We start from the raw sequence: 24,225 nt of genomic DNA, 5'->3' as shown, positions 1-24,225 counted from the left end.
ATGAAGCACGATGGACTGGCGCACTTACTTCCGGCTGCCAGAGAGCAGGCGCAGTTGGGAAGCGAGGATCGTGTAAAAGGTCTCCTTCGTGATCGCTGGATCGATTATCCGCGCGCGACCGAAGCGTTACAGGTGCTTCAGAGGCTCTATGAGACACCCCCACGCGACCGTATGCCATGCCTCTTGTTGCACGGCGATTCGAACATTGGGAAGACCAAGATTACGGCGAAGTTCAGGCGTGCCCATCCCAACGAATTTGACGAGAGACGAGGTGTAGAGCGGTGTCCGGTTGTTTCCGTCCAGATGCCCCCGACTCCAGATCAACATAGGTTTTGTTCTGCGCTGTTATTCGAACTCGGCGCTCCCCATAACGCTGCTGCCGGTCTGGCGTCTCTCGAACGGCTGGCGCGGGATATCCTGAAACGGATGTCGCCGCAAATGTTGATTGTGGATGAGGTGCATCACCTGCTTGCAGGAACGTATCGTGAGCAGCGTGCCTCTCTGAATCTGCTGAAATACCTTGCAAATGATCTGCAGATCAGCATGGTCCTGGTGGGCACGCGCGACGCAGTGCTTGCGCTTCAAACCGATCCGCAGATGGTGAGCCGTTACAGGCCATTCGAGATACCGCGGTGGAGGGAGAGCGATAGCCTTCGGCGGCTTCTCGCCGCCTTCGAAAGGGTGCTGCCGCTAAGGAAACCGTCCGATCTTTCACGGCGCGAGATTGTCCAGTACGTTCTGGAAGCGAGTGGTGGGCTTACCGGCGCCATTTCGACAATCCTGAACGACGGAGCGGAGCTTTCTATCCGAAACGGAGAAGAGCTCATCGACATCTCGCATCTCGAGCGTGTCGCTCGCGAACATGCCTGATCCTGTGAAGCCATGGCCTCTTGCTCCCAGGCCGTTTTTCGAAGAGGCATTTGGCAGCTGGCTAGGTCGAGTCGCGACGTGTTGCCAGATTAGCGTGGGCATGCTGTGGGAAACGAGCACGGGGCTGGATCTGCCGAACCTTGGAAAAGCGGGATGGATATTGTTTCCCCCGGTCTCCGCATCACCGCTGGATCAGCTGTCCAAGTTGGCGCGGATGAGCGAGGGTAGGTTGGCAGCGATCCAGACGCCACCCGAATGGATGGCCGACCAGCGTTACCTTGTCTATTGTTTCAAATGTCTCGTGCTCAACGATGTCGACGTTTCGGCCCCACGGTGGAAGAGGGAATGGCTCAGTCCCGATGCTGAATACTGCACCGTGCATCATAGCCTGCTGGAAGCGGTCCCTGCATCGGTCTTTGGAAAAGCCGCCAACTGCGGTGCGGCGCTCCGGGCAATATCGCGCTATCGAACTCCCCGATTTCCCAGAAACGGATGGCTACGCTAGCGGCGTTACTGAACTTGCTAGCGCTTCTGTGAACGCTGCTAGCGTCAATTGTGGGCTCCAACAGCGGCGGTCGGGCAGGGTGGAACATCGTGACCACGTCCGATCCCGACGCCGCGCTGAACTTCGGTCTCGATGAACGCAGATGTACGCTCGCTGGACTGCAGCTGCCTAGTCGAACGACGACCGGACGGCAATGGGCAGCAAGTAGTATCAGAAAAGATGGCGAACGCCTATTGCAGCACCGAACTGATTCTTTCCCGTGACTCCGGTGGGAGCGGAGTTCTGCAATCCCAACATGGCCAGCTTGTTATTCCTCACATAGCCTACGAACGAATATAGTGATGTGGAACGAGACAGCGCATAGTTCAGCCCGAGCTTGTACAGGCTGGCATTGCGGTCACTGGTGACGCGGTCGTCCTGATACATATACGTTGCGGTGACGGTCCAGAAAGACGTCGGCATGTACGCGACCTCGGCGGTGTAAAAGTTGTCGCTGGTGCCGCGCGAAGGGTTCTTGAAGTTGGCAAAATCAATCATGAACTTGAACTGGCTCCAGCCGTAATTTGCACCGACGGTATACGCGCGCGCCGTGGTGGCATCGGTGGCGCCGGTCACGTCATGTCCCGAGAAGTAAGCCGCCCCGCCCGTGAAACTGCCCAGATGATAAGTGCCGCCGATAGAGAACACCTGTTTGGATTTGATATCGCCCGCCACACCGCCGAACGAGTACATTGCCGAACCCTGGAACCCGCCGATATCCGGACTCATATATTCGACGGAATTGTCCACCCACGAGTATTGATACCCCGTATAGCCGGACAGGTTCTCATAAAGAAGGTTGTTCAATGAGCCAAAATTCGAATAGCCCTCGATATCGAGTCGCGCCAGGGTGCGCAACAGCGGTGAGCGGTTCTTGCCGAGCAGAAGGGCGCCCGCAACGTTGCTGCTTATGCCGACTGTCGCTCCCCGATCAAACAACACGGTTCCGGAACTCGCGGGTTGGCCGCCATTGATCAAAGCGCCCGTATTGATGCGAAAGGCGCTTTCGAGTTCGAACGTCGCGTACAGGCCGTTGCCGAGATCTTCACGACCGGTCAAACCCCATCTGTTCGTCGAATCGATGCCTGTTCCCAGTGACCATGCGGAGCCGCCCGACCCCGCATGCGTCTTGTATAAAATACCGCTGTCGACCACGCCATAAAGGGTCACCGACGTTTGGGCATAGCTTGACAGCGGAACGGCGCCGGCTAAGGCAATTTCTGCGAGGTATAGCTTTTTCAAGGTCTTCTCCTTACCTTTGTCTGTTGTTCGTTTTATGGCCGCAACGAAAATTTGACAATGTCAAGTTTTGGGCAAATAAACGTCGAGGCGCTTCTTCTGCGAGCTGTGGAGTCTTTTCTCTCGCCGCGGACGCGCCGCGTGGGCGCATGGTGGTCGGACGGACACGCGGGGGCGTTCTCGCGTCGTCCGCAGTTCGGAAAGGGATGAGTAAAGCTGCTAGTTGCGGTTCTTCTGACGCTTGCGGATGATTCCGACGCCAGCGCCGAATAGCAGGGCGGCGAAAATCCAATAGATCGCTTGTTGAGGGTCAAGCTGGAAACCAGTTCCGAGCGGGCCAAATGAAACTCTGACCGGCGCACCCATGCCTTCGAGGAGCGAGCGGGTCATCTCGATCGCCATGATGAATCCCGCGCATACCGCGATGCCGCCGAACAAGCTCGGTGCCGCCAGTTTGACGACGCGCTGCGCACCGCCTTTGCGATAGACGTTCGCGCCGGTGCGTGACAGATCAGCCAGCCAACCGGTCAAGCCACGCCGCATCGATACCACGACGGCAACGAAAAAGATGCCGATGTAGAGCGACCACGCGTCGGTCAGTGTGGACAAATGGGCCGAAATAACCGTAATTAGCACCGCGCCGACTACCGGGCCAAAGAAAGTCGTATGGCCGCCGATGTATGTATGCAGCATTCCGTTGGTACTTTGCGCGATGCTGAGAGTATCGAGCGTCACGACCTGGAAGGCGAGTGCATAGAGGGCGCCCGCGATGCCCGCGAAACCCGCTGAAAGCGTGAGAGCGAGGCCGCGAATCATCACCGGATCAAAGCCGACGAAATTCATTCGCTCGGCGTTGTCGCGCGTGGCATTCATCAGCCGGCCAAGTGGCGTCCGCGTAAAAGTATGCATGGCAAGCGCCGCGAGCCACGCCCACGCGGCCACGAGAAAATACACGGCTAGCGGCGAGCCGAAGTCGATGCCCCATCCGGCCGCTTGTGTTGGGTCCAGTCGGATACCCTCGTCGCCTCCAGACCATCCCGTCATGATCGTCGCTGCGGAATACGCAAGCTGTCCGACCGCCAGCGATATCATCGCGAAGATCACCTTTCCGCTACGCACGGTGAAAAGCGCGATGAACGCACCGATGAGCAATGCGGCAAGCCCGCCGACCAACGGCACCAGCACGACGGGCACCGCCCCGCCGAAAAAGTTGAGGAAATGCGCGGTCGCATAGGCACCCGTGCCGAAATACAGCGCGTGACCGAACGACAGCATCCCGGTCCCGCCGAGCAGCATGTTGAAGGCGAGCGCGAACGTCACGGCAATGCAGATTTGCGTGAGCACCGAGATGCCCAGCGTGCCGGGAAAAATAAACGGCAACGCGATTGCAGCGATCAGTGCGGCACCCCAGCATGAAATGCTTCGGGCCAGATTCGGTCGAGGCGGCAAAAACGCTTGCCAGCGCTCGGCGTTGCCAGACAATGCAAGGGATTGCTGGACCGGAGTTCCAACGACAGGTTGCCCACTATTCATTGTCGACATATCGAAGTCCATTAATTGCGACGTCCCATCAAGCCGCGCGGACGAATTGCCAGCACGACGATGACGATGGCAAACGGAACCAAAGGAGCGAACCGGCTGACGGGTTGCGTGAGCGCCTCGTTTGTTGCAATACCGGAAAGCACGTGCTGCAACGGCGTGAGAAAGTCGGACCACGATAACGGCGTCGATACGGTCAGCGTCTGAAGTATGCCGATCAGCAGCGCCGAAACGAACGCTCCGGCAAGCGAACCGAGTCCGCCGACGACAACTACGATCATCAGTATGCCGCCGAGCTGCGCAGCCATGCCCGGCTCAGTGCCGATGATGTTCCCCGACAGTGCGCCAGCCAGACCGGCGAGTGCCGAACCCAAGGCGAACACATTGGTGCGCAGGCGCGGCAAATTGTGTCCGAGCGCGTTGACCATCTCGGGATGCGAGAGGGACGCACGAACCGTCGTGCCGATGCGAGTGCCTTTGAGTAACCAATACAGTACGCCGAGCACTGCGATGGTGACGACGAGAGTGAACGCGCGGTAGGCGGAATAATCGATGCCGTAAAGCGAGAACAGCGGGAAATCCAGCGAAGCGGGCACGGCATAGGGAACCGAATGTTTGCCCCATAACAGCGTCACGGATTCGACAATGACGATGCCAAGGCCGAAGGTCAGTAATAGCGGCCCTAAAATGCCAAACTGAATGACCCGGCGCAATAGATATCGCTCGACGAGACCGCCGATAAGCGCACAACACAGCGGAGCCGCGAAGAGTCCGCACCAGTAGCCGAGCCCGAGCAACTGCGCGACCGAGTAGCTGAAGTACGCGCCGAGCATGTAGAACGCAGGATGCGCGAAATTAAGCATGCCCAGCATGCTGAGAACGAGTGTCAAGCCGGCTGCCATCAGGAACAGCAGCATGCCGTAGCTGATGCCATTGAACAGTCCCAGTGCGAGAGTTTGCATGTCTATCGTCCGTTGATTGTCTGGCACCCGTTCAGGCTCCGGGCGGCCGCTTCATCTTGCAATCGGTGGGCTCGGTCATTTCAGCGGCGGGGAAGCTCTTCAGCAACTTGAAACCCCACGGCGTACCTTCCTGTTTGAACTTGGCGTCTGCGGTGACCACCGAGAGGTTCATCGGCAATTGCGCCTGATGGTCGGACGCGCGCATCGTCGCTTTGTAGTCGCCGATCGATACTGTTGTCTTCTCAATCGCCTTCGCCACTGCGAGCGGCTGCGTTGTCTTCGCGTCACGAATGGCGTCTGTCAGAAACAGGTAGCCGCGATAGAGCCGCACGCTTTCGAAATCACCGTAGCCGTCGGCGCGCGACTGTTCGACCAGCTTGTCGATTACCGGGTTGTCCATGCTCATGATTGAGTCAGAAGCCTGATACACCTTGCCGACGCCTTTCGCGCCGATCGTCGTAACCTGTCCATGTTGCGAGGCGTAGACGGTGTACCAACGTGCCTCGAGGCCGATGTCGTTACCCGCCCGAATCAGCCGGCTCAGGTCGGTGCCGATGTTAGCCGTAAGTATCACGTCCGGCTTCGCAGCCTTAATCTTGGCGACATACGGCGTGAAATCCTGAACCCGGTTTGGGGGATGCAGTTCGCTGCCGACGATCTGAATGTCGGGGCGGTACTGTTTCAGCAGGCGCCGCGTAGCGGCGTCCGCGTTCTGGCCCATCGAGTAATCCATGTTTATCAGGTACACGCGCTTGACCGACTGGTCGAGCGAGAGGACAGCGGCTTTCATCTTCATGCCGATATGCCCGTCAGTGCGGAAATGCCAGAATGAGCAGTACTTCCCGGTCATTTCTTCATCCAGACCGGCCCAATTGATCAGAATGAGTTCCTTGCCGGGGTTACGCGCGTTGTATTTCTCGATTGCGTCGACTAACGTCAGCGTGACATTCGCACCGATGCCCTGCATCACGAAGTGGGTGTCGCTGCCAATCGCTCTGTCAAGACAGTCTTTTCCGTCTTTCGGGCTGAACTTGTCGTCACAGAACTGGAGGTCAATTTTCGATCCGAGAACACCGCCCGCATCATTGTCGCGCTTGACGGCATATTGCAGGTTCTTTGCAGACGCTTCCATGGTGGACGACTGGGGGCCGGACATCGGTTCGATGACCATGATCTTGATGGGCGGGGCAGCGTGCGCATCGGGCGAGGCAAAAATGCCAAGCGCACCAAGCGCGCAGGGCGTTGCGATCATGCACGCGCTCAACGATCGGCGCAGGACGGGACTGAATTTCTGCAACATCGTGAATCTCCTCTGACGCGGCCATCGCTGGGAATGGCCGCCTGCCTTATCGACAGCGTGTTTGATCAAACCTCTAGCCATTCGGCACGCACGGAAGGATCATTTTCGAATTCGTCGACACTCCCGTCGAAGACAATGCGGCCATGCCCCATCACGTTAATGCGGTCGCACAAGCCAAGCGCGATAGTTAGCTTCTGTTCGACCAGCAACACGGCTACGCCGCGCCGCGCGACTTCCCTCAGGAGCTGTGCGACCTGATCGACCATCGACAGGCTCAGGCCTTCAGTCGGTTCGTCGACCAGAACCAGGCGCGGCTGCATCATTAGCGTGCGACAGATGGTCAGCATCTGCTGCTCGCCTCCGGAAAGCACCCCGCCGGCAACGTCTGCTCTGCGTTTGAGGTTCGGAAACATCGCAAAGAACTCTTCTTCGGTCCACGTCGCGCGTTCGCGCGCCGCCGATCCGGCGCGGCCGCGTTGCGGCAGTCCCACCGACAGGTTCTCGCGCACGGTTAGATCCGGGAAGATCGCCCGATCTTCGGGGACGTAGCCGATCCCCGCGCGCGCCATGTCATGGGTTCTGGCCTCGCCGAGCGGCGCGCCGTCCATTTCGATCGCACCGCTCGCAGGTAGCAGCTTCATGATCGCTTTAAGCAGCGTCGAGCGGCCGACGCCGTTGCGGCCCAGGAGTCCGACGGTCTCCCCTCGGCTCACATGAATGGTTGCGCCGTGCAATACCCGGCTTTGTCCATATCCGGCGACGATATCGCTGGCACTGAAAAGCGGCGTCATGTTGGCGCTCTTTGCCACGTGCGGGTGGGGGGATGCATTCATGGTTCAGCGCTTCTGGTGGGAATGAGTTGCGGCGGATGTGGCAGGCGTGCCGAGATAGGCTTCCTGTACCGCTCTGTTCGCCCGGACCGCAGCGGGGGTGTCGGTCGCGATGAGTTCTCCATAGACCAGCACGGAGATCCGGTCGGCCAGTTCGAACACCACGTCCATGTCGTGCTCGATGATCACAATGGTGCGCTCTCGGTCGGCCGCGCGCAGTCTCTGCATTAGGTCGATGACCTTGCGCGTTTCCTGTTTGTTCATGCCGGCCGTGGGTTCGTCGAACAGCAGGACCTTCTGGCCGCCGGCGAGCGCGAGTGCGATTTCGAGCGCGCGCTGATCCGCGTATGAGAGAAGTGCTGCCGGTTCGTTGCGCTTATCGAGCAGTCCCACTTCATCGAGCACTTCGAGCGCGCGGATGTCCGCTGCACCACCGCGCGGCAGAGGTCGCAGGAACGACGCGCCATGACCGACCGCGCGCAGCGCGCCGATGCGAGCGTTTTCGAACGTACTCATCCGACCGAAGATATTTGCTGTTTGAAAGCTTCGTCCAAGCCCGACACGGCTGATACGCGTTGCTCCGTACCGCGTGACGTCCGTACCGTTCAGACGAATGGTGCCGCTGGTGGCTAGATATCGGCCACTGATCAGGTGAAACAACGTCGACTTTCCTGCTCCGTTCGGACCGATGAGGACGTGGCACTCGCCTTGTGGTACCGACCAGTCGACGCCGCGGATGATCTCGGTAGGGCCGAATGCCTTCTTCAACCCAGCAAGCGCGAGGGCGGCCGGGAACTGATGCGATCCTGTGTGCGTCTCTGTCATTTTCAGAACCCTAAGCCTGCTGCAAACCGTCTATGCCGATTACGTTTCAGTAGCCGATTTTCGGCGGCTGAAGCGTTGCATAACGTTACAGTGTCAAGTTAATGGGATCATAGGGAGCGGGGGATAAGCTTGCAATGACTTTTCCGTCGGGGATTTCCCCTGGTTACCTACTCCAGAGATCTTTCGCGCGATGTGATGGCGCAGCGTTCACTGCGCTGCTACTTCGTTCTGTCCTGCAAGAGGGTAAGATACGAATATAAGCATGCTGTCTGCCGCAGTGGCCCCTAATATTTCAGTGAAAAGTTTATGTCTTCTTCTGTATCCGGCCATATCGAACCCTCCAAAAAAGTGTCGTGGCACCACGGCAATCTGCGAGAGGAAATGGTGCAACGTGGCATCGCTTTGCTGGCATTGCGCGGCGCGGCCGATTTGTCCTTGCGTGAAGTGGCGCGTTCGGCCGGGGTGTCACAGACCGCTCCGACGCATCATTTCGGCGACAAGGAAGGGCTTCTGGCGGCGATCGCAACCGAGGGATTCCATCGATTGATGAGCGAGCGCCTCGCTGCGCTGAAAGACGGCATGACCAAAGAGCGCCGGCTGCGCGTGATCATGCGGGTCTATGTCAAGTTCGCCTTGGAGCAGCCTGAGCTTTTCCATCTGATGTTCGGCCCGCGCGTTTCCGACAAGCGTAAATACCCGGAGTTAATGGAAGCCAGCGCGGGCTCCTTTCAGTTCCTCAATAACACCATCGCCGAATTTATGGCCGATCATGCGGAGGATGGCCGTCCGCCGCGTTTTTCCGCAATTGCTGTCTGGTCGGGTATGCACGGGCTCGCTACGCTGCTTTCCGATCGTGAGAGCGGCCTTTGCCAGGTTCCGGACGACATGATCGAAGAAGTCTGCACTGGCGTGACCAACTTGCTGCTCGGCGGCCTGAAGATGCCGCATTTTGAGGCTGATGCACCCGCACCAGCACGCACCGGCGGGCGCGCGAGGAAATAAGGCGCGGCTTCTTTGCGCGACGCATCGCCCACCCGACCCTCGTTGATCTGAACGCTTCTCTTCACCTCCTGTTGGCACGTCTGTACTGCTTTGTTGACACTCAAACTTGACGCTGTCACAATGAATTGCAGCGCAGATCGATGAGGCCGCCTGGCTTGTTCATCGATAGCGGCACGACCTTTCCCGGCGTTGCAATAATCAGGAGACGAGATGGACATGGAGTCGGCCTATTCGGTCACGGAGGGCATTGCCGTCGTGACTTTTCAGAACCCGCCGGTCAACAGCTTGTCGGCCGTGCAGCGTAAGTCGCTGCAGGACCAGCTGCGACATGCTGCGGCGCGCGACGATGTCTCGGCGATTATCCTCACGGGCGGCGCACGGCCGTTTTGCGGTGGCGCGGAAATTCGCGAATTCAACACGGCCGCGCAGCTGTCGTCGCCCACCATGCCCGAATTGATCGAAGGTTGTGACACGCTCGGCAAGCCGCTGATTGCCGCCATCGGCGGATTTGCGTTCGGTGCAGGCCTGGAACTTGCCATGGCGATGCATTACCGCATCGCGGCCGCCGATGCGAAGCTCGGGTTGCCCGAGGTGACGTTCGGTTTCCTGCCGGGCGCGGGTGGCACGCAACGTTTGCCGCGACTCGTGCCCATGGAGTACGCCGCCAGGGTGATGCTCAGCGGCTCGCCCGTGGATGCAGCGACGGCTCACCGGCAAGGCCTTGTCGACCGTCTGTCGGATGGCGATCTTTTCGACGATGCGGTGAGCTTTGCACGCCAACTCGTCGCCGAAGGCGCGCCATTGCGCCGGACGAGCCAACTCCGCGTCCGCATGGACACGGCGCCCGCTGATCTGTTCGATCAATTGCGCGACGATATCAACAAGCGTTACCCCAGCCATAAGGGAAAGCTTTATATCGTCGATTGCTGCGTGGCAGCGACCAAACTGAGCTTTGAAGAAGGTCGCCAGTTCGAACGTGCGCGATTCCTCGAACTGCTCGAAACACCCGAGTCTAAAGCGCTACGCTATAACTTCTTTGCCGAGCGCAACGCCGCGAAGATCGCGGACGTTTCCGCCGATGTACGACCGCGCGATATCCGCACCGTGGCCATTGTCGGTGCAGGCACGATGGGCGCCGGCATTGCGGTCTGCTTCGCGAATGCGGGGATCCGGGTTGCGCTCATCGATGCGAGCCCTGAAGGGCTCGAGCGTGGCATGTCGATCATTCGTGGCGTGTTCGAGGCCGACGTCGTGAAACGCCGCATTAGTGCTGATGAGCGCGACCGTAGGCTCGCATTCATCGCTCCGACGGTTTCTCTTCCCTCCGCGGTGAGCGACGTCGATCTGGTCGTGGAAGCGGCTTTCGAGCAACTCGAAATCAAGCAACAAATCTTCCGCGAACTTGACAGCCTCGCACCGCCGCACGCGATTCTGGCGACGAACACGTCGATGCTCGACATCGACGCGATCGCGGCCGTGACGAGTCGGCCGCAGGACGTGGTCGGCATGCACTTCTTTTCCCCTGCGCATGTGATGCGTCTGCTCGAGGTGGTGCGATGCCGGACGACTTCCGACGAGGTGCTGATCGCCGTCATGCAGATCGCCCGCAAGCTGCGAAAGACGGCGGTGATGTCTCGGGTTTGCGACGGTTTTATCGGCAACCGGATGTTGCAGCGTTATCTGCAACAGGCGCTGTTCCTGCTCGACGAAGGATGCACTGTCGAGCAGATCGACTCGGCCATGGAACGTTTCGGTATGGCGATGGGGCCGCTTGCAGTTGGCGATCTGAGCGGCCTCGACATTGGCTGGTCGATCCGGAAACGCCGTTATAGCGAGCGTCCTGACATGGTGTATTCACGCGTCGCAGATCGCATTTGCGAAGCGGGGCGTCAGGGTCAGAAAACCGGTAAAGGCTGGTATCGCTATGAGCAGAATAGCCGTAAGCGAATTCCCGATCCCGAAGCTGCCGCGATTGTGTCTGCTTACCGGCAAGAGATCGGCGTGCCGTCGCGCGCAATAGGCGAACAGGAAATCGTTGACCGGCTGATGCTCGCGTTGATCAATGAAGGCGCATTGATTCTGCAGGAGGGTATCGCTCAACGGGCATCCGATATCGATGTGGTCTACGCGACCGGATATGGTTTCCCGGTGACGCGTGGCGGCCCGATGTACTACGCGAACACGCTGGGGCTCGATACAGTGCTGACAAGAATTCGGCAATTCCAGAGCGGCTATCGGGGCGACCAATGGCAGCCCGCCGCGCTGCTCGTGAAGTTAGCGCAGCGAGGGGCGCGCTTCGAGTAGCGGTAGCTCGTTCAGCAGCACGGCGGGCCTCAATAATGCACGAAGCGCGCGGAGCGCGGGAAGCGACACCTATGACGCGGCGATATCTGGAAGACCTGAAGATCGGCGAAAAATGGATGAGCGAAAAAATGACCCTCCACGCCGAGGACATTATCGACTTCGGGTGCAAATTCGATCCGCAGCCATTTCACACCGATATGGAGGCGGCAAAAGCGGGTCCGTTTGGCGGGCTGATCGCGAGCGGCTGGCATCTCGCCGCGGTGGCAATGAAACTGTGCGTGCGGGCTCGTCTATTCGGCGAAACGCCAATCGTGGGCGTCGGTGCGGACGAGTTGCGCTGGCTTCTGCCGGTGCGACCCGGCGATGTCGTATATGTCGAACGTGAGCTGGTGGAGATCATCACCCATCCTGACAAGCCGAAACGCGGTATCGCGAAAGGACGCATCGACCTGAAGAATCAACGCGATGAACTCGTCATGCGGCTTTATGGGCTCACCAGCATTCCGCGCCGCCCGGCCGACGACCTGAAATAGCCGAAGGTTTTCTGGTCGCAGGATACGAATTCCGAATATGCCGGGCGCCGCAAGCCGCGCTGGTTTTCAGTCAGGAGAAGTGCAATGAACGATATTGTAATAGCCGGCTTTGCCCGATCGCCTTTCCATCTCGCGCGCAAAGGCGGTCTGATTGGTGTGCGCCCCGACGATCTGGCGGCTCAAGTCGTGGCTGCGTTGCTGGAACGCACGCGGCTCGATCCTGCGTTGATCGAAGATCTTGTGCTGGGCTGTTCGTATCCCGAGGCGGAGCAGGGGCACAACATCGCGCGTATCGTCAGTTTTCGCGCTGGCATCGGCGAGCACGTGCCCGGCGCGACGATCAACCGTTTCTGCGGATCGTCGATGTCCGCGATTCACTATGCCGCCGGGCAAATCGCGCTCGGCTTCGGTGACGCCTTTATTTGTGGCGGCGTCGAGTCCATGTCGCGCGTGCCGCAGGGCGGTTTCAATAAATCGCCCAATCCGGTGCTCGAACGCGACTACAAGGAGGTTTACACGTCGATGGGCATGACCGCGGAGAACGTTGCGCGTCTCTACGAGGTGAGTCGTGAGGCTCAGGAAGCGCTGGCCGTCACGTCTCATGCGAAGGCGGCTGCGGCGCGGGAGCAAGGCAGACTGAAGGACGAGATCGTGCCGATCGAAACGCCGGATGGCCGTGTCGCCGAGGATGGCTGCATCCGACCGGGCACGAATGCGCAGGCGCTCGCTGGCCTCAAGCCGGTATTCAGGGATGACGGGAGCGTGACAGCCGGCACGTCGTCGCCGCTGACCGATGGCGCTTCCGCCACGCTCATCTGCACCGAAGCGTTTGCCCGCGAACACGGCCTCGAACCGCTCGCTCGAGTGAAGTCCGCGGCGGTCGCATCGGTCAAACCCGAACTGATGGGCATCGGCCCCATTCCGGCCACCCGCAAGGCGTTGCAGCGCGCCGGTATCGACGCCTCTCAACTCGATGTCATCGAAATCAACGAGGCCTTCGCAAGCCAGGCGGTCGCGTGCATGCGCGAGCTCAAACTGTCGCCGGCCTGTGTCAACCTCGACGGCGGCGGGCTTGCGATCGGCCATCCGCTTGGCGCAACGGGTGCGCGTCTAGTCGGCAAGGCCGCGTCGCTGCTCAAACGCAACGGCGGACGCTATGCGCTGGCAACGCAATGTATCGGTGGAGGGCAGGGTATCGCCACGATTCTCGAGGCGCTCTAATCGCGCCGCGCGGTCAAACAGGAAACGCTGAGCGACGCGACGAGGTGATAAGCGCGTCGACGGGACAACATCAGAGGACTATATGACGTCAACGGTTGCGGATCTCACGGAACTGCCATTCCGCGAGCCGGGCTTTCGCGAGCCTTCAGTCGATATCGAGAGGCACCCGGACGGCACGCTGATAGTGCGGTCGGGCAAGTTTTTGCCCGCTGTGAAGTCGTGCACGACGGACTGGCTTGAACATTGGGCACGGGTTCGGCCGAATAATCCGATGCTCGCGCAGCGGGACGCAAACGGCGACTGGATTGCGTGGAGCGTGAGCGAGGTATGGAATGCCGTGCGTTCGATTGCCTCGGCATTGCTGTGGCACGGTGCTGGCACGACGGCGCCGCTTGTCATTCTGTCGGAAAACTCGATCGCGCAGGCCCTGATGACATGGGGCGCGCTGTACGCTGGCGTGCCCGTGTCGCCGGTGTCGCCCGCCTATTCGCTGATCGGCGGCAACTACGCGCGCTTGCGTAATGCGGTGTCGCTCGTCCAGCCACACATGGTTTTCGTCGAGGACGCAGAGCGTTTCGCCGGCGCGGTGGCGGCGCTCGACGTGGCGCCCGAACGCGTGGTGGCGGTCGAGAATGTCCGCCCCGGCATGTTGCGCTTCGCCGATCTTGCGAGCACGGCTATCGATCCAGATGTCGAGTCACGGCACCGAAATCTGAGTCCGGATTTGCCAGCGAAATACATGTTCACATCTGGATCGACAGGGATGCCGAAAGCCGTCGTCCAGAGCCGCGGCAATCTCGCGGCCGCGCAGGAGATGACGGTCAGCATTTTCGAACAGGCCCCCGACTATGCACCGGTCTATCTGGAGTGGCTGCCCTGGCACCACGTGATGGGCGGGAACATCGTGTTGAACCGGATCCTGCGGTTCGGTGCGACGTTGTATATCGACGATGGCCGCCCATTGCCCGGCCGTTTCGACGCGACGCTGAAAAACCTCGCGGAAGTCGCGCCCTCGCTGTACTTTAACGTACCGGCAGGGCTGTCGATGCTGATCGACGCCCTGGAACGCGATGCTAAGTTCGCCGCTCACTTCTTTTCGCGGCTGGCTTACGTCTACTACGGCGGTGCGATACTTTCACGTAGCGTCTACGACCGCTTTCAGGCGGTCGCGGTCCGCGCGACAGGCCAGCGCGTCGTGCTGACATCCGTGTTCGGCGCCACGGAAAGCTCAGGGCCGGCCGTCACGCAGTATTGGGCCGTCGACGACGTCGGCTGCATTGGTTTGCCGCTATGCGGTATCGAACTCAAGTTGATAGCGGACACGGACCTCCCGGACCGCTACGAAATGCGTATCAAGGGGCCGAATATAGTGCGTGAGTATCTAAATGCTCCGGAGCAGACCGCAGCGGCGTTCGACGATGAAGGTTTCTATATCCTGGGGGACGCGGTGCGCTTCGTCAATCCGGACAACCCGGTCGCGGGTCTACGCTTTGCCGGTCGATTCGCAGAAGACTTCAAACTTGCAAATGGCACGTGGGTGAGGACAGCCGCATTGCGTACCCGTTTGCTCAACGCGTGTGGCCCGTTGATTAAGGAAGCGGTGATCGTACACGACGGCGACAACACGCTCGGCGTGCTGGCGTGGCACGACCCCGCTGCGTGCGCGCAAGCACTACCGGAACTAAGTGGTCACAGCGTAGAAGATCTGCCGGAGCATCCCGCGTTACTTGTGGAACTCCAGCGCCGCCTGCGTGTCGCCAACGAAGGACAAAAGGGGGCGTCGATGTATATCGCCCGGCTAATCCTGCTGGCCGAGCCGCCTTCGCTGCAACACTATGAGCTGACGGACAAGGGGAGCATCAACCAGCGTGCAGTCATGGAGCGACGCGCAGAGGCTATCACAACATTGTTTGCCGTCCCGCGGCCCACGCACGTGGTGGCCGGTCTATGAACGTTTGAGCGGGACAGCGGCGTGGGCAGCGCCCCTGCGCCGGTAGTGTCAATCGATGTGCGGCCACCGAAGGTGGAAGCATTTTTTCTTTCGCGAAGCTGATGCATCGCGCAGGCTCGCGAAGCTCTTCGTCAAGATGTATGGCGACGATCGTCGATGAGCAAAAAACGGCGCCTCCCTCATAGTGCGGTTCGGCTAAGCGACCAGCGGCGTCTTGTTCCTGTTGCAGGTCAGGTCGCAAACGTTGCGCCGAACTCTTAACTTTTAGACGCAATGTTCGCGGACCACCTGACCTACGCTATTGAAGCAAAGGAGCAGGCCGATGTGCGCCGGTTAGCCGGACATCCCCGCTTCGAGTGGCAGAAATGCTGTGTGGCCTGACGGGACCGCCGCCAATCGTCACTTCCTGATCCGGGGCGCGTGAATCTCTGCCGGAAGTGATTTGTGGCACTGCTGACCATGCGGCGGTGTGCATGCGCGTCTCACCGCAGGCGCGCAAGAAGGGGCTGGCTTTGCCGGATTTTTTGCAAGCACGGGCGGTCTGACCGTCGACGTGCGTCGACGCGAACGCGTGCCGTTGACTTTGCTTGGGGATCGCCAACGTCTACAGAGACGCAGATATCGTCGCCTGCTTACAGCGTCGCCGGCAGATCTAGACCAGCTACTGGGGTGATCAAGCAATCGATATAGAGTTCGAGGTTGACGTTGGACGGCAGCATCGTCGAACGGACGTATCACGAAAGATACGGTGCGTTGATCGCCTAAACCGGATCCGCAATGAGATCACCAGCGCCGCAAGTGAGGGAAACTCCTACCAATCGACATCAGCTTCGCGCGAGCCCACCATACAATCCAGCAGAAACTTGCGGACCGTCTTTACGCGCGCCTCCGCGAAACCTCCGCATGCGTTCGGCGTTTGCGGGGGCGGGTGAAGTCCCGTCCAATGAAAAACGATCCGGCTGCTCAGGCGCCAAGTCGTCAAAACGCGACCTTGGCGTTACTCCCGTCTGTACCTTCGAAAAGACCTTGACTGAACGGCATTAGCGCGCCGCGCCGCGGTCTTGCTGCAAGACCGGTGAACGCGATCACACGGCGCGGGCTGCGCGATCGCGGTCGTTCAGCTCTCGGATCGAATTGCGCGCGTGGTCCCAATCCGCATCGGTCCAGTCCTTGAAGTGATAGAAATTGCCGCCGGTGGCCAGCGAATTGGCGCCGTCAATCGTCATCGTCTGGCCCGTTAGCCATTCGCAGCCATCCGCCATCAGGAAGGTCGCAAGGTTCTGCAACTCGGACATGTATCCCGCGCGTCCCATCGGGCTATTGCCTTCTGAGCGGCCGGCGTCGTCGCGTCCCGGGTAAAGACGCTTGCTCATGCCTTCGGTCGGAAATACCCCTGGCGCGATTGCGTTCAGGCGAATCTGGTGGCGTCCCCATTCGACCGCGAGCGATTTCGTCATCACATTGACGCCCGCTTTGGACATCGCCGACGGAACCACGAACGGCCCGCCGTTCATCACCCAGGTCACGAGTATGGACACCACGCTGCCGGACAGTTGGCCTTCTATCCAACGTTTTCCGACCGCCTGCGTCACGTAGAACGTTCCGTGCAGCACGATATTCGCGATGGCATCGAACCCGCGCGAGGACAGATCTTCCGTGCGGCTGACGAAGTTGCCGGCGGCGTTGTTGACCAGACCGGTGAGCGGGCCATCCTTCCAGATTTCGCCGACCATCTGATCGACTGCTTCCGCATTGCGAATGTCGACCGCGTAGCCTTTCACGGATCCGCCGAAACGGTCCATCAATTCCGCAGCCGTCTCGTTCAGTACTACGTCGCGTCGTCCGCAAATGTAAAGATCTGCGCCTAGCTCCAGGTAGCGTGCAGCGATTTCCTTGCCCAGACCGGAACCGCCACCGGTGATCAGGATGCGCTTGCCCTTGAGAAGATCATTTTTGAACATGTGAATCCCTCGTAACAGTCGATGTTGAGTGAATGGTCAATGACGCGGGAGATGCCGCGACGGTGGAGGCTGCCAGCTAGTCCATGGCGATTGAGCTTTTACCGATAATGCGGTCGACCTCTTCCGGCGAATAACCGATCCCTTCCAGGAGTTCCGCGGTGTGTTGGCCGAGCTTTGGCGCGGGCGCGAGCGGCGGCAACGGCGTTCCCGACCAGACGGTCGGGTTGCCCAGCGTGCACACCCGGCCCTCGGTCGGATGCGTTTCCTCGCCGATGAAGCCGGTCGCATTTAAATGCGGGTCGTTCAGGAGATCGTCCATTGAATTGACCACCTGATAGGGGATATCGGCCTCGTCCAGCAACGCCTGCCATTGCGCGGTGGTACGGCTTGGCATGACCGATGCAACCCATGCATAGACCTCGCGAATGTTGCGCGAGCGATTGCGCTGGGTAGAGAAGCGGATGTCGTTGCTGAACTGCTCCGGCTTGCCGATTGCGCGGAAGAACTCGCGCCAGTGTTTGTCGTTGTAGATCAGGACGCACAGGTAGCCATCGGCGGTTTTGTACGGACGTCGATCGGGTGACAACAACCGGTCATAGCCCGCCTCGCCTTCGGCGGGCCTGAAGGTCTTTCCTGACATGTGATCGGCGAGCACGAAATGCGCGACGCTTTCGAACATCGGCACTTCGATTTGCTGGCCTAAACCATTGCGTTCGCGGGAGAACAGTGCAGCGCTGATGGAGTAGGCGACGTGCAGACCGGTGACACGATCGGCCAGCGACACAGGGGCGTAGACAGGTTCTCCGCCCCCATATTGCTGCAGAAGCCACGGGATGCCCGTAGCGCCCTGGATGAGGTCGTCATAGGCCGGCCGGTCGGCGTAGGGTCCGCGTTGGCTGTAGCCGGTCGCCGTGACATAGATAAGTCGGGGGTTGACGCTCGCAAGCGCGTCATAGTCGAGTCCAAGCCGTTTCATTGCCGCCGGGCGAACGTTCGACAGAAAAACATCGGCATCTTCAACCAGACGAAGCAACGCGTCGCGCGCCTCGGCGCGCTTCAGGTCGAGCACGATGCTCTTCTTGCCGCGATTATTGTGCATGAACACGTGCCCCATCTTGACGTGCTCGTCTTCCGACGCGTCGTGCCGCATGACGCCGGCCTCCCGCACGTTGTCGCCGTCGGGGGCTTCGATCTTGATGACCTCCGCGCCGAGGCCGGCCAACGTCAACGTTGCAAGGGGACCGAGCACAATGCTCGACAGGTCCAGGATGCGTACACCGGAGAGCGGACCGTGAGTGTTATCTGTAGACATATGACTCCTCGAAATGGGTAAAAGCGCGCCGCGCCTACGGACGCGTCAGAATTCGGCGCTGCGCAACGTCATTAAAGTGCGTGCGCCCTGCATTACGCTGTCGAAGCGCCAGTCGGACTCGGGAAGCAGACGCTCGAAATAAAACGTTGCTGCACCGATCTTGCCGTTATGGAAGGACGCTAGATGAGGTTCCCGCTCGCGGCCCGCCGAGGACGCTTCGGCCATGCGCAGCCAGACGGCGCCCATGGCGACGAGTCCGAATAGCCGCAGGTAATCCGTGGCAGCGCCGGCTTGATCCGGTCCCTTTCCGTTGCTCCACGCGCGCAATGCGTCAGTCGCATCGCGGAGATGCTGGACGGCGCGACGCTGGGCAGACACCAGGTGCGAAAGTGCCTTCATGCTGGACGCACTCGCGATAACCTGATCGATCGAAGCTAACCACGCGTCAAACACACGACCATTTTCCAGACCGATCTTCCGAGTGACGAGGTCAAGTGCCTGAATGCCGTTCGTGCCTTCGTAGAGCGGCACAATGCGTGCGTCGCGGAACAGATGCTCCATGCCGGTCTCGTGCACGTAGCCATAACCGCCATGAATCTGCACACCGAGATCGGTGATTTGCACCGCGCAATCGCTAATAAAGCTCTTCAGAACAGGTGTGAGAAGCGCGAGCCGGCTTTCCGCGGCTTCCCCTTCGGTTGAATCCGGTTGTGACGCGCGCACGTCGAGAAGCATCGCAGACTCGACATAGAGTGCGCGAATCCCCTCGACCAGTACCTTCATCGTGAGCAACGCGCGGCGTACGTCGGGATGATCGATGATCGCATCCGGCGTGGCGCGCTGTTCGCCGCTGTGCCCCGGCGCTTTGCCCTGCCGTCGCTCTTTCGCGTAGGCGAGCGCGTTCTGATAGCTGATCTCCGACACGCCGACGCTTTGCACGGCCACCCCGATTCGCGAGGAGTTCATCATCGTGAACATCGCGCGCAACCCGCCGTTGGGTTGACCTATCATCCAGCCGCGAGCGCCTTCGAAATTCAGCGTGGCAGTAGCAGACGCGCGAATGCCCATCTTGTGCTCAATCGCTCCGGTCGACACAAGATCGTCCGAATCAGGCGCGACCTCCCCCGTCGCGGAGTCGGGGATCCGCTTCGGCACGACGAAAAGGCTGATGCCGCGCGTGCCGGGCGGCGCATCGGGCAGGCGCGCTAGCACCAGATGAACGATGTTCTCGGTGAGATCGTGATCGCCGCCGGAGATGAAGATCTTTGTACCGGTGATGCGATAGCTGCCTTGCTCATCGGGCTCCGCCCGTGTACGCAGACATGACAGATCCGAGCCGCTATCGGGCTCGGTCAGACACATGGTGCCGGTCCACGATCCATCGACGAGCTTGGGCAGGTAAGTGGCCTTCAGTTCATCCGTGCCGTGCGCGAGAATGGCACGGTACGCGCCCTGCGATAGACCCGCATACATGCCGAACGACATGGAGCCCGAGGCTATGAACTCCCGCACCATGAGAGCGACGGAAGGCGGGAGGCCCTGACCGCCCCAATCGGGCGACGAGGCGAGCAAGGGCCAGCCGTTCTTGCAATAAAGATCGTAAGCGGCCTTGTAGCCGTGGGGCGTGCGGACGGTGCCATCGCTGAAGTGGCAGCCTTCCTTGTCGCCGGGCAGGTTGATAGGAACGAGCACCTCGCGCGCAAACGTCGCCGCGCCGTCGAGAATCGCCATGACGACATCGAGTGTGGCGTCCTCGAAACCTGGGAGTTTGGCCGTCTTTTCGTCGAACCGGAAAACGTCTTCGAGTAGAAATCGAAGTTCTCGGATGGGGGCGTCGAAACCTGGCATGGTTGTCTCAAGAAAGGTTGATTTGTAGTTCAGCCTGACGCCTGTGCCCGGCGGTTTTCAGGTGCCAAATTATTAAACTTGACAGTGTTATGTTATCTCCGGATACTTGACAGTGCAAGAGGAGACTTGCATGGAAATCCGGCTGTCGCGTCGAATCTGGCGAACAGGGCGGCTGATTCCGATCACGGACAACTTAGGAGGAAAGTCATGCGAACGAAGGGCACACATCTTTTCCCGACAATGGAGCGGGTTACGTTCGGCCGGCCAGCGGCCGCAACGCTAATGGCGGAAGTCGAACGGGTGGGCGCAAAGCGGGTGTTTTTGATCGTCAGCCGGACACTGAATACGACCACTTCCGAGATCGCAAAAATCGTATCCGCGCTGGACGAACGCTGCGTTGGCGTATTCGACGGCGTCGCGCAGCACACCACACGGCACGGCGCGGTCGAGACTACGCGCGCCGCACTCGACGCAAAAGCGGATCTGATAGTCGCTATTGGTGGCGGCTCTGTAGTTGACATTGCAAAGATTACTACCCTTTGCATCGAGCACCAGATTCTCGATGAAGATGGGTTGGACGGCTTCGAGGTGCAACTCGACGAGCAGGGCCGTCGCAAGATCAGCAATTACAAGGGGCCGACGGTACGCATGATTGCGATTCCGACAAGTCTTTCCGGTGGCGAGTACAACGCCGGTTGCCTCGTCACCGATGCGCGCAGAAAGCTAAAGCAGACGTTCTATCACCCGAAGATGATGCCGATCGCAATCATTCTCGATCCGCAGCTTCTGCCCTATGCGCCCGAGTCGCTGCTGCTGGGGTCGGGCACGCGTGCGATGGATCACGCAATCGAAGCGCTTTGTTCGCCGCAGGGCAATCCGCTCGTCGATGCTGCGGTGTTGCGCGGGATCGAACTGATGCGCGAATGGCTGCCGCGCGCGCGCAACGACCGCAATGATCTTGAAGCTGCTAACCAGTGTCAGGTGGCCTCGTGGCTCTGTTCGTTCGGATTGCAGGCTCGCGTGCCCATGGGCGCAAGTCACGCGATCGGGCACGTGCTTGGAGGCACGTGCGGCGTGCCGCACTTTCTATGCACGCCGGTGATGATGCCCGGCATTCTTGAATATAACCTTCCTTTTACGGCTGACGCTCAGGCGTCGCTGGCGAAGGCGCTTGGGCAGTCCGGCGAGTCCGCCTCCGTTGCATTCAAAACGTTTTGCCAGTCGCTAGGCCTGCCGACCAGTCTTCGCGAAGTGGATGTCGGCCCCGATCAGTTCGAGCTCGTCGCAGAGAACACGATGACCGAGTTCTTTATCTTCAGCAATCCGCGCCCGGTGAATCAGCCGGCAGGCGTGCTCGAGATTTTGAACCTGGCAGCCTGATCGTTCGGCTCCTCTGTTCTGTCGGGACGCAGAGGAGTAGACATGGCTCAAGAGGAGTTTGATATGTCGGATCAGAAACCGATTCTGGTAACGGGGGCTGCCGGGCGCGTGGGCGCGGTCGGCCGCACCGTCACTGAGTTGCTGCTGGAAAGGGGTAAAAGAGTTCGGGCGATGGTGCGCAAGGAGGATGATCGTTCGTTGGCACTGCGGGAAATGGGCGCTGAAGTGGTGATGGGCGATTTGCTCGATCTGGATGCGATGCATCGCGTGGTCGAGGGCTGCGAGGTCATGTACTTCGGCATGTCAGTCTCCGACCTGTATCTGGCCGCGACGATCAATGCCGCTTGCGTTGCAAAGCATCACGGCGTTAAAGCGTTCGTGAACATGTCGCAGATGACGCTGTCGCAAATGAGCATCACAGAGACAACCGACAGTCCCCAGCACAAGTTGCACTGGCTCGCCGAACAGGCGCTTGATTGGTCAGGACTGCCTGTTATATATCTACGGCCAACGGTTTTTCTCGAAGGCTTTTTCATGATGTTCTCGGCGCAATCGGTCAAGCAGTTTGATCAAATCCGGTTGCCGTTCGGCCGGGGCAAGACCTCACCTGTCGCCGCAGAAGATGTCGCGCGCGTGGTCACTGAACTGTTGGTAAATCCTCAACCGCATGTCGGCAAGACGTATCACCTGACGGGGCCGCACTCGGACAACATGGACTTTTACGCTGGAGAATACTCAAAGGCGTTGGAACGTCGGATCACCTATCAGGACATAGAGGTAGGACCGTGGCGCGAGAAACTGCTCGAAAGGGGTCTGCCGCTGCATCTCGTCAACCACCTCACGACCATGGCCGATCTGCATCGTGCGGGGCGTTACGACCGCATGTCCAGCGACGTGTTTGATCTGACAGGGAAGGCACCTCTTAGCGTGCAGGATTTTGTGAGAAAAAGCGCAAAGGCGTTCACTGCGTCAAGGCCATCTTCCAACGAAACGCCGCATGCGCAAATCAGCGACACTGACCAGCATAAAAACGATCGCTAGTAAGCGGGCAGGGTCGCGAATTTGTGCATTAGCAGGTGACGCGGCCTATGCGTCGTCAATCGAAAGGTGACGTATTCTCATCACGGAGTCCATCGACATATGAAAATCGGCATACCGATTGAGACGCGCGCGCACGAAACCCGCGTCTCGGCGACGCCTGAGACGACAAGAAAACTCGTCGAGCAGGGGCATCATGTTCTCGTGCAGAGCGGTGCCGGCATTAATGCGAGCTTTGTGAACGACCCATATGTCGCAGCTGGAGCGGAAATCGTCGACGCCGCCAGCGCGTTTGGCGCCGACCTCGTCCTCAAAGTCCAGTCTCCCACGGAAGCCGAACTGCCGCTGCTCAAACGCGGCGCGACGCTGGTCGGCATGCTCGATCCGTTCAATGCGGAGAATGCGCAGCAACTCGCCACGGCGGGCGTCACCGCCTTCGCGCTCGAAGCCGCGCCGCGCACCACGCGCGCGCAAAGCCTCGACGTGCTGTCGTCGCAGGCGAACATCGCCGGATACAAGGCGGTGCTGCTCGCCGCGACGCTTTATCCGCGCTTCATGCCGATGCTGATGACCGCCGCAGGCACGGTGAAAGCCGCGCGCGTGCTGATTCTCGGCGCGGGCGTGGCGGGCTTGCAGGCGATCGCGACCGCCAAGCGCCTGGGCGCCGTGATCGAGGCATCCGACGTGCGTCCCGCCGTCAAAGAGCAGATCGAATCGCTCGGCGCGAAGTTTCTCGACGTCCCCTACGAAACCGATGAAGAGCGCGAAGCCGCGCAAGGCGTCGGCGGCTATGCGCGGCCGATGCCGCCTTCCTGGCTGCAACGCCAGTCGGCACTCGTTCACGAACGCGCGAAACAGGCCGACGTGGTGATCTCCACCGCCTTGATTCCGGGCCGCGCGGCGCCGACGCTGCTCTCGGTCGAAACCGTGCAGGCGATGAAACCGGGCTCGGTGCTGGTCGATCTGGCAGCGGGCCGCGGCGCGGACTATGAAGGCCGGCGCGGCGGCAACTGCCCGCTCACCGAAGCCGACAAAGTGATCGTCAGGCACGGCGTGACGATTGTCGGCTACACGAATCTCGCCTCGATGGTGCCCGCGGACGCGTCCTCGCTCTACGCGCGCAACCTGCTCGACTTCCTCAAGCTCATTATCACGAAGGAAGGCACGCTGAACATCGACCTCGCCGACGACATCGTCGCGGCCACGCTGCTCACCCGCGACGGCGAAGTCGCGCGCAAGGCATAACGCGAATTCACCTGGAGAAACGGCGATGGAAGTGCTCAACCACACCGTCATCAACCTGATTATTTTCGTGCTGGCGATTTACGTCGGCTACCACGTCGTCTGGAACGTCACGCCCGCGCTGCACACGCCGCTGATGGCCGTGACCAACGCGATTTCCGCGATCGTGATTGTCGGCGCAATGCTCGCGACCGGCCTCACGCTCGGCACGCCGGGCAAGTTCTTCGGCACGCTCGCCGTCGCGCTCGCGGCGGTCAACGTGTTCGGCGGCTTCCTCGTCACGCGGCGAATGCTCGAGATGTTCCGCAAGAAAGAGCCGAAAAA

Annotated in this window: 19 protein-coding genes; 10 read left to right on the top strand and 9 right to left on the bottom strand. The window is 60.0% G+C overall.

The genetic code is table 11. The features are described from left to right. The gene (locus tag AB6809_RS09550) at nucleotides 1–870 is read left to right on the top strand and encodes a TniB family NTP-binding protein (RefSeq protein ID WP_371026469.1); all 870 of its coding nucleotides are present in this window, start codon (nucleotides 1–3) and stop codon (nucleotides 868–870) included. A 715-nt stretch (nucleotides 871–1,585) separates the two neighbouring features. Here AB6809_RS09550 and AB6809_RS09545 read toward each other — a convergent pair. From AB6809_RS09545 to AB6809_RS09520, 6 genes are all read right to left on the bottom strand, one after another. Continuing rightward, nucleotides 1,586–2,656, bottom strand: coding sequence for a porin (locus AB6809_RS09545; protein ID WP_371026468.1), 1,071 nt, complete (start codon nucleotides 2,654–2,656; stop codon nucleotides 1,586–1,588). Between the two features lie 216 nt (nucleotides 2,657–2,872). After that, nucleotides 2,873–4,186: a branched-chain amino acid ABC transporter permease gene (locus tag AB6809_RS09540; RefSeq protein WP_371026708.1), complete on the bottom strand. Its 1,314-nt coding sequence runs from the start codon at nucleotides 4,184–4,186 to the stop codon at nucleotides 2,873–2,875. A 20-nt stretch (nucleotides 4,187–4,206) separates the two neighbouring features. Further along, a complete protein-coding gene (locus AB6809_RS09535) occupies nucleotides 4,207–5,154 on the bottom strand; it encodes a branched-chain amino acid ABC transporter permease (RefSeq protein WP_371026467.1) in 948 nt (315 codons plus the stop codon). A 31-nt stretch (nucleotides 5,155–5,185) separates the two neighbouring features. Continuing rightward, nucleotides 5,186–6,454, bottom strand: a complete 1,269-nt coding sequence (locus AB6809_RS09530; protein WP_371026466.1) for a branched-chain amino acid ABC transporter substrate-binding protein — start codon at nucleotides 6,452–6,454, stop codon at nucleotides 5,186–5,188. A 65-nt stretch (nucleotides 6,455–6,519) separates the two neighbouring features. Further along, the gene (locus tag AB6809_RS09525) at nucleotides 6,520–7,287 is read right to left on the bottom strand and encodes an ABC transporter ATP-binding protein (RefSeq protein WP_371026465.1); all 768 of its coding nucleotides are present in this window, start codon (nucleotides 7,285–7,287) and stop codon (nucleotides 6,520–6,522) included. 3 nt (nucleotides 7,288–7,290) lie between these two features. Beyond that, nucleotides 7,291–8,109 (bottom strand): ABC transporter ATP-binding protein, encoded by an 819-nt coding sequence (locus tag AB6809_RS09520; RefSeq protein ID WP_371026464.1) that lies wholly within the window; start codon nucleotides 8,107–8,109, stop codon nucleotides 7,291–7,293. 306 nt (nucleotides 8,110–8,415) lie between these two features. On the opposite strand from AB6809_RS09520, the gene AB6809_RS09515 reads away from it, so the two are divergent. The 5 genes from AB6809_RS09515 to AB6809_RS09495 all read left to right on the top strand — a co-directional run bounded on the left by AB6809_RS09515 (nucleotide 8,416) and on the right by AB6809_RS09495 (nucleotide 15,120). Then, complete coding sequence (locus AB6809_RS09515) at nucleotides 8,416–9,111, top strand: TetR/AcrR family transcriptional regulator (protein WP_371026463.1); 696 nt, start codon at nucleotides 8,416–8,418, stop codon at nucleotides 9,109–9,111. Nucleotides 9,112–9,327: 216 nt separating this feature from the next. Further along, entirely contained in the window at nucleotides 9,328–11,415 is a 2,088-nt protein-coding gene (locus tag AB6809_RS09510; RefSeq protein WP_371026707.1) for a 3-hydroxyacyl-CoA dehydrogenase NAD-binding domain-containing protein, read from the top strand. Continuing rightward, complete coding sequence (locus tag AB6809_RS09505; RefSeq protein ID WP_371026462.1) at nucleotides 11,358–11,948, top strand: MaoC family dehydratase; 591 nt, start codon at nucleotides 11,358–11,360, stop codon at nucleotides 11,946–11,948. The genes AB6809_RS09510 and AB6809_RS09505 overlap by 58 nt, the downstream gene beginning before the upstream one ends. A gap of 84 nt (nucleotides 11,949–12,032) precedes the next feature. Continuing rightward, complete coding sequence (locus tag AB6809_RS09500) at nucleotides 12,033–13,169, top strand: acetyl-CoA C-acyltransferase (protein ID WP_371026461.1); 1,137 nt, start codon at nucleotides 12,033–12,035, stop codon at nucleotides 13,167–13,169. 82 nt (nucleotides 13,170–13,251) lie between these two features. Beyond that, nucleotides 13,252–15,120, top strand: a complete 1,869-nt coding sequence (locus AB6809_RS09495; protein WP_371026460.1) for an AMP-binding protein — start codon at nucleotides 13,252–13,254, stop codon at nucleotides 15,118–15,120. Between the two features lie 1,085 nt (nucleotides 15,121–16,205). On the opposite strand, the gene AB6809_RS09490 is transcribed toward AB6809_RS09495, so the two are convergent. The 3 genes from AB6809_RS09490 to AB6809_RS09480 form a co-directional block, all read right to left on the bottom strand. Beyond that, on the bottom strand, nucleotides 16,206–17,081 hold the full coding sequence (locus AB6809_RS09490) for an SDR family oxidoreductase (RefSeq protein ID WP_371026459.1): 876 nt from the start codon (nucleotides 17,079–17,081) through the stop codon (nucleotides 16,206–16,208). Nucleotides 17,082–17,157: 76 nt separating this feature from the next. Beyond that, complete coding sequence (locus AB6809_RS09485; RefSeq protein ID WP_371026458.1) at nucleotides 17,158–18,393, bottom strand: CaiB/BaiF CoA transferase family protein; 1,236 nt, start codon at nucleotides 18,391–18,393, stop codon at nucleotides 17,158–17,160. A 45-nt stretch (nucleotides 18,394–18,438) separates the two neighbouring features. Further along, nucleotides 18,439–20,241: an acyl-CoA dehydrogenase C-terminal domain-containing protein gene (locus tag AB6809_RS09480; protein ID WP_371026457.1), complete on the bottom strand. Its 1,803-nt coding sequence runs from the start codon at nucleotides 20,239–20,241 to the stop codon at nucleotides 18,439–18,441. A gap of 207 nt (nucleotides 20,242–20,448) precedes the next feature. On the opposite strand from AB6809_RS09480, the gene AB6809_RS09475 reads away from it, so the two are divergent. From AB6809_RS09475 to AB6809_RS09460, 4 genes are all read left to right on the top strand, one after another. Beyond that, a complete protein-coding gene (locus AB6809_RS09475) occupies nucleotides 20,449–21,621 on the top strand; it encodes an iron-containing alcohol dehydrogenase (RefSeq protein WP_371026456.1) in 1,173 nt (390 codons plus the stop codon). 42 nt (nucleotides 21,622–21,663) lie between these two features. Continuing rightward, a complete protein-coding gene (locus AB6809_RS09470; protein WP_371026455.1) occupies nucleotides 21,664–22,662 on the top strand; it encodes an NAD(P)H-binding protein in 999 nt (332 codons plus the stop codon). Nucleotides 22,663–22,761: 99 nt separating this feature from the next. Then, on the top strand, nucleotides 22,762–23,904 hold the full coding sequence (locus tag AB6809_RS09465) for a Re/Si-specific NAD(P)(+) transhydrogenase subunit alpha (protein ID WP_371026454.1): 1,143 nt from the start codon (nucleotides 22,762–22,764) through the stop codon (nucleotides 23,902–23,904). A 25-nt stretch (nucleotides 23,905–23,929) separates the two neighbouring features. Then, nucleotides 23,930–24,225: NAD(P) transhydrogenase subunit alpha (locus AB6809_RS09460; protein WP_371026453.1), on the top strand; the 296-nt coding region annotated here is incomplete at its 3' end.

The sequence above is a fragment of the Paraburkholderia sp. RCC_158 genome, from assembly GCF_041355255.1.
GTDB lineage: Bacteria > Pseudomonadota > Gammaproteobacteria > Burkholderiales > Burkholderiaceae > Paraburkholderia > Paraburkholderia graminis.
The sequence above is the reverse complement of the archived record's forward strand: the minus strand, read 5'-3'. Positions and strand labels throughout refer to the sequence as shown.

Coding starts and splice junctions, on each gene's coding strand:
- AB6809_RS09550 (WP_371026469.1), top strand. CDS start 1: ATGAAGCACGATGGACTGGCGCACTTACTTCCGGCTGCCAGAGAGCAG.
- AB6809_RS09540 (WP_371026708.1), bottom strand. CDS start 4,186: ATGAATAGTGGGCAACCTGTCGTTGGAACTCCGGTCCAGCAATCCCTT.
- AB6809_RS09535 (WP_371026467.1), bottom strand. CDS start 5,154: ATGCAAACTCTCGCACTGGGACTGTTCAATGGCATCAGCTACGGCATG.
- AB6809_RS09530 (WP_371026466.1), bottom strand. CDS start 6,454: ATGTTGCAGAAATTCAGTCCCGTCCTGCGCCGATCGTTGAGCGCGTGC.
- AB6809_RS09525 (WP_371026465.1), bottom strand. CDS start 7,287: ATGAATGCATCCCCCCACCCGCACGTGGCAAAGAGCGCCAACATGACG.
- AB6809_RS09520 (WP_371026464.1), bottom strand. CDS start 8,109: ATGACAGAGACGCACACAGGATCGCATCAGTTCCCGGCCGCCCTCGCG.
- AB6809_RS09515 (WP_371026463.1), top strand. CDS start 8,416: ATGTCTTCTTCTGTATCCGGCCATATCGAACCCTCCAAAAAAGTGTCG.
- AB6809_RS09510 (WP_371026707.1), top strand. CDS start 9,328: ATGGAGTCGGCCTATTCGGTCACGGAGGGCATTGCCGTCGTGACTTTT.
- AB6809_RS09505 (WP_371026462.1), top strand. CDS start 11,358: ATGGCAGCCCGCCGCGCTGCTCGTGAAGTTAGCGCAGCGAGGGGCGCG.
- AB6809_RS09500 (WP_371026461.1), top strand. CDS start 12,033: ATGAACGATATTGTAATAGCCGGCTTTGCCCGATCGCCTTTCCATCTC.
- AB6809_RS09495 (WP_371026460.1), top strand. CDS start 13,252: ATGACGTCAACGGTTGCGGATCTCACGGAACTGCCATTCCGCGAGCCG.
- AB6809_RS09490 (WP_371026459.1), bottom strand. CDS start 17,081: ATGTTCAAAAATGATCTTCTCAAGGGCAAGCGCATCCTGATCACCGGT.
- AB6809_RS09485 (WP_371026458.1), bottom strand. CDS start 18,393: ATGTCTACAGATAACACTCACGGTCCGCTCTCCGGTGTACGCATCCTG.
- AB6809_RS09480 (WP_371026457.1), bottom strand. CDS start 20,241: ATGCCAGGTTTCGACGCCCCCATCCGAGAACTTCGATTTCTACTCGAA.
- AB6809_RS09475 (WP_371026456.1), top strand. CDS start 20,449: ATGCGAACGAAGGGCACACATCTTTTCCCGACAATGGAGCGGGTTACG.
- AB6809_RS09470 (WP_371026455.1), top strand. CDS start 21,664: ATGGCTCAAGAGGAGTTTGATATGTCGGATCAGAAACCGATTCTGGTA.
- AB6809_RS09465 (WP_371026454.1), top strand. CDS start 22,762: ATGAAAATCGGCATACCGATTGAGACGCGCGCGCACGAAACCCGCGTC.